Annotated in this window: 3 protein-coding genes; 2 read left to right on the top strand and 1 reads right to left on the bottom strand. The window is 52.4% G+C overall.

What is annotated here, in order from left to right:
• Positions 1 to 687: 687 nt before the first annotated feature.
• Positions 688 to 909 (top strand): hypothetical protein, encoded by a 222-nt coding sequence (locus tag TY10_RS09490; RefSeq protein WP_042162782.1) that lies wholly within the window; start codon positions 688 to 690, stop codon positions 907 to 909.
• Between the two features lie 149 nt (positions 910 to 1,058).
• On the opposite strand, the gene TY10_RS09485 is transcribed toward TY10_RS09490, so the two are convergent.
• On the bottom strand, positions 1,059 to 1,388 hold the full coding sequence (locus TY10_RS09485; protein ID WP_042162781.1) for a hypothetical protein: 330 nt from the start codon (positions 1,386 to 1,388) through the stop codon (positions 1,059 to 1,061).
• Positions 1,389 to 1,571: 183 nt separating this feature from the next.
• Between TY10_RS09485 and addB the strand changes: the two genes are divergently transcribed.
• The coding region (gene addB, locus TY10_RS09480; protein WP_042162779.1) for a helicase-exonuclease AddAB subunit AddB at positions 1,572 to 4,939 on the top strand (3,368 nt) is incomplete at its 3' end.

Raw genomic sequence — 4,939 nt, 5'->3', positions numbered from 1 at the left:
TTTAGCGAAGGAGGTTCGTTAGACAGGGGCGTTTAACCAATCAAAATGTAAAAATACATGTTGTTGGCCGGAAAATCGGCGATTTACCGCTTCAAAATGTAAAAGTGCAGGTTGATTGGGTCAAAAAGCCCCAAATAGGCGAAATGGGGTGATTTCAAATGTACTTTAGCATTTTGAGGGCTGTTTTGATCAGTTTTGGGGGTTTCAAAATGCACTTTTGCATTTTGTTCACTTTCTTAGCCGTTGGATAAGTGTAGAGATGCTCATATTGACGCCAACTGTTGGCGGGAGGGTGGTACCTCTTGCAGTGAGAAAGGTAGTGTAAGGAGCTAGTCAACCCCTGATCCTGTTATTGTTTAGCCATTTAGCGCGATATGCAAGTTTCAAGTAGTTGGTCCGTACCGGGAAAAGCAGCTTGCATGTCGTGGTATGGGATGTGGAGGCAGGCTAGTGTAGAGAGTTAGTAAAAAGGCTCTTTTTGTATGTACATCGAAGGTTTCTTTCACCCCAAACCCGACAAAAGAAATAAACCCAAGGGGAATTATCGGTTAACCCAAAATATTTAATAATAGCACAAAACAAATTTCGAAAGCAATCTTTTTTTTGGAAAAAAGTATTGATTTTTATCCGTGAATGGGATATCCTTCTAATTGAGCAAAGGAAATGAGCGGAAGGGAGGCAACAACAATGGAAATGATGAGCATGAAGATGATGATGACGATGTGCATGGAAGAAATGATGTGCAAGATGAACAACATGAAAATGATGATGGACGGCATGATGGAAATGAAGCAAATGGACATGATGGGTATGGACATGGATCAAATGATGGCTAACATGCAGCAATGCGACGAAATGATGACGATGATGATGGGCATGATGCGTGAAATGAAACAAACCGCTATGTAATTAGCCCCCACGGCCTACATAAACGGTTTTATAGAAATGGATGATGTCCGGCAAAGCGGTCGACCGCATGCGGGATTTTTTTATTTTTACAGATAACTATTGAAAACCTCGTTCGGCATAAAAGTGTAGAAGGATGGACCTGCAATTAATTACGCTTGCTGTTTCAGCAAATTGCTAAGCTCCAGCCTTTTCAGCTTTAGCGCCCATACTTCCTCTTTCAGCGAATGAATTTCTACTGCGTCATTCGTGCCTCTCAGTTGGTTGTACAACTCCAGCATTTTTGCATTAATGCGGTCGAATTGCCGCCAAAGTTCCTCAGCTTTTACGTTCAATACGAGCTCTTTCGTCTGCTGCTCAGATTGCTTCAGCACTTCTATAATTTCACTCTGCCACTGGGCATCGCCAATTTGTCTAGCATAATTTAACAGGTCCAGGTGGTCATCGACCCATTGCTTTACGATTGCTGTTGTTGAGCGCATCTTCCGCATCCCCATTCTGTTTATCTATTTACCAAGTATTATACTCGGAATGTTTGGAATTTCAATAGTATATGTTCCGAATTCGAAAAAATATTCCAGAACATACGTTTGTTCTCGAAGTGAAAAAAAGCCGTTAATATGGTACTATAGTAGATTATGAGAATGTAACGGGAGGTGGCGGACTTGGCGCTTCGATTCGTGCTGGGCCGATCCGGTTCGGGAAAAACAACCTATTGCCTCGAAGAAATTCGCGGCAGGCTGCGGAAGGAGCCCAAGGGCTCGCCGCTCATTATGCTCGTTCCTGAGCAAGCGACATTTCAAACGGAATACTCGCTATTGAAAGGAAGCGGCTTGGACGGCGCGGTACGTGCACAGGCATTGAGCTTCCGAAGGCTTGCGTTCCGGGTGATGCAAGAAACGGGCGGTACGGCGCTTGTGCCTATCGGCGATACCGGCAAGCATATGCTGCTGTACAAAATCGTTCATCGGCTCGGTAATGATCTGGAGCTGTTCCAAAGCGGCGCCGGCCAGCCGGGCTTTATCGAGCGTCTAGGCGAGCTGTTAACCGAGTGGAAGCGTTACGGGATTGATGCTGACAGCGTCGACGGGGCTTTGACGGATCAGGGCTCGCAGCTGGCGGAGTCTTCATTGCTGCGGCGCAAGCTGCATGATTTGCAGCTTGTATACGGGCAATTGGAGCGGGAATTGACGGGCTTATATATCGATTCCGAGGATTATTTAACGCGGCTGACCGAGGGTTATGCTTCGGCTTCCACTATGCAGGGAGCAGAGCTGTGGATCGACGGTTTCCACGGCTTTACGCCAAAAGAATATGAGGCGCTTGGCGCATTGATCGCCAGCTCTGCTGAAGTGACGGTCGCGCTGACACTGAATAGGGCTTATGCGGAAGGGGAAAAGCCGCATGAGCTGGAGCTATTCCATCCTACTGCGGATACATACGGCAAATTGCTGGAGCTTGCCTCGCAAGCCGGTGTAGAAGTGCTAGAGCCGATTGTGCTTGGCGAAGCATCCTTACATACCCGATATGCGGATAGCCCGATGATGGCTCATTTAGAGCGGCATTACGGTAATCGGGTGCCGATGCTTTTACCTGACCCGAGTGTGCTGGAAGCTGAAAACCCGGCATGTGGCTTGTCGCTGCATGCAGCAGCAAACCGCCGCGCTGAGGTTGAAGCCGTTGCACGTGATATCGTCCGGCGAGCAAGAGAGGAAGGGCTCCGCTGGCGGGATATGGCTGTAATGGTACGGAACGCCGCCGATTATAACGACTATATCGAGGCGGCATTTCGCGATTACGAAATTCCGTATTTCCTTGATCAGAAAGAGTCTGCTGTCCATCATCCGCTCGTCGAATTTATCCGCTCTGCATTGGAGACTGTGCTGCATGGCTGGCACTACGAAGCTGTTTTCCGCTGCATCAAGACGGAGCTGCTGTTCCCGTTCGACGGCAGTATGACGCGGGAGCGGTTCGACCTGCTTGAGAATTATGTGCTGGCAGCCGGAATCGATGGCTGGAAGTGGCAGGACAGGAAAAGCTGGCGGCCGATTATGGTTCAATCGCTAGAAGAAGAGGCTGCTGCCGAGCCAAGTGCAAGAGCGGCGCGAGAGCTGGAAGCCGTGCTGGAGGCACGTGAAGCGATTGTGCCGCCGCTGCGGAGATTCGGCAATGCATTGAAGCAGGCCCCGGATGTGCGGACGATGTGCGAGGCGCTTTATCGGCTGCTTGACCACAGCGATGCCGCCGACCGTCTGGAACGATGGAGCCGGGAGGACGCTGCAGCAGGCAGGACGCAGCGAGCCCGCGCTCATCGCCAGTTATGGGACGGCGTAATGCAATTGCTGGACCAGCTTGTTGAGATGGCAGGCAGCGAAGCGATGCCGCCGGAGCTTTTCGCCGGCATGGTGGAGACCGGACTCGAAAGCTTGAAGCTGTCTGCGGTTCCTCCTGCAATTGACCAGACGCTGGTGGGCAGCATGGACCGTACAAGGTCCGGCGACGTTAAAGTATGCTACGTGCTTGGCGCGAACGACGGCGTGATGCCGAAGCGCATTCAGGAGGACGGCATACTGACGGAACAGGAGCGGGAGCGCCTTGCGGACGAAGGGCTGACGATGGCTCCTGGCGTCAGGAGAAGGCTGCTGGACGAGCGATTCATTATTTATAACGCTCTGACAACGCCGAGCTCCCATTTGTGGATCAGCTGGGCGCAAGCAGATGAAGAGGGCAAAAGTCTGCTTCCGTCCGAAGTGATTCGTCAGGTCAAGCAGCTTTTCCCCGGTATCCCCGTGAGCGAAGTGAATGGAGAGCCGATGCCTGGTATGACAGTGAAGGAGCAGCGGGGCTATATTGCACATCCTAACCGGACGCTTTCGCATCTTATTACAGAGCTTCGGGCTTGGCGGCAGGGAGCCGAAATTGCGCCGTTCTGGTGGGATTTGTACAACTGGTATGCGATCCGTCCGCAATGGCAGGACAAGCTGTCACTGCTTGCGGCGTCGCTTGGATTTTCCAATCAGGAAGAGGCTCTTACTATCGATACGGCCAGACAGCTGTACGGCGAGCATTTGAAGGCTAGCGTGTCGAGAATGGAGCGCTTCGTCTCCTGTCCGTTCCAACACTTCGCCATTCACGGCCTCAAGCTGCGTGAGAGGCAGCAGTACCGGTTGGAGGCGCCAGATATGGGCCAACTGTTCCACGCAGCGCTTAGCCGGCTGGCTGGCGGCCTCGGAACGCGATTCGGGTCCATGGCGGAGTCGGACATCCGTGCGGAAGCGGCGAAGACGGTCGATGAGCTTGCACCCCGGCTGCAATCGCAAATTTTGTTCAGCAGCGGGCGTTTCCAATATATTGCCCGCAAGCTGAAAGAAATCGTCGCGCAAGCTGCTGTCATGCTAAGCGAGCATGCCAGAAGGGCGCAGTTCCAGCCAGTGGGGCTGGAGGTTGATTTTGGCCCGGACGGCACGCTTCCATCTCTCGTTATTCCGCTTGCGGATGGCCGCTCGATGGAAATTATCGGCCGGATTGACCGGGTTGATGCGGCCGAGACGGAGCAGGGTCTGCTGCTTCGGGTGCTCGACTACAAATCGAGTGCGACTCAGCTGCGGCTTGAAGAGGTGGCACACGGGTTGTCGCTTCAAATGCTCACTTATTTGGACGTGTTGATCACGCATGCCTCGGAATGGCTGGGCCAGCCGGCTTCACCTGCCGGGGTGCTGTATTTCCACGTACATAATCCGCTTCTGGCTGTCTCCAACGGCATCAGTGGTGCGGAAGTGAACGCCAAGCTTCTGAAGCGTTTCAAGCTGCGCGGACTGGTGACGGCTGAAGCGGAGACGGTTCGGCTTATGGATGACCAGCTGGAAACCGGGTATTCGGAATTGCTGCCCGTTGCGCTGAAACGGGACGGCGGTTTTTACAGCAGCTCTTCAGTCGTTACGGATGGCCAGTGGGATGTATTGCGGAGTTCAGTCAGACGCACAATCGCCCGGATCGGTACAGATATCGGCTGCGGTAAAGTGTCGATTGAGCC

It is taken from the genome of Paenibacillus gorillae (assembly GCF_000513275.1).
GTDB classification, from domain to species: Bacteria; Bacillota; Bacilli; order Paenibacillales; family Paenibacillaceae; genus Pristimantibacillus; species Pristimantibacillus gorillae.
The sequence above is the reverse complement of the archived record's forward strand: the minus strand, read 5'-3'. Positions and strand labels throughout refer to the sequence as shown.

What these genes read in the sequence shown, in the direction of transcription:
- TY10_RS09490 (WP_042162782.1), top strand. Translation starts at nt 688, where the DNA reads ATGGAAATGATGAGCATGAAGATGATGATGACGATGTGCATGGAAGAA.
- TY10_RS09485 (WP_042162781.1), bottom strand. Translation starts at nt 1,388, where the DNA reads ATGCGCTCAACAACAGCAATCGTAAAGCAATGGGTCGATGACCACCTG.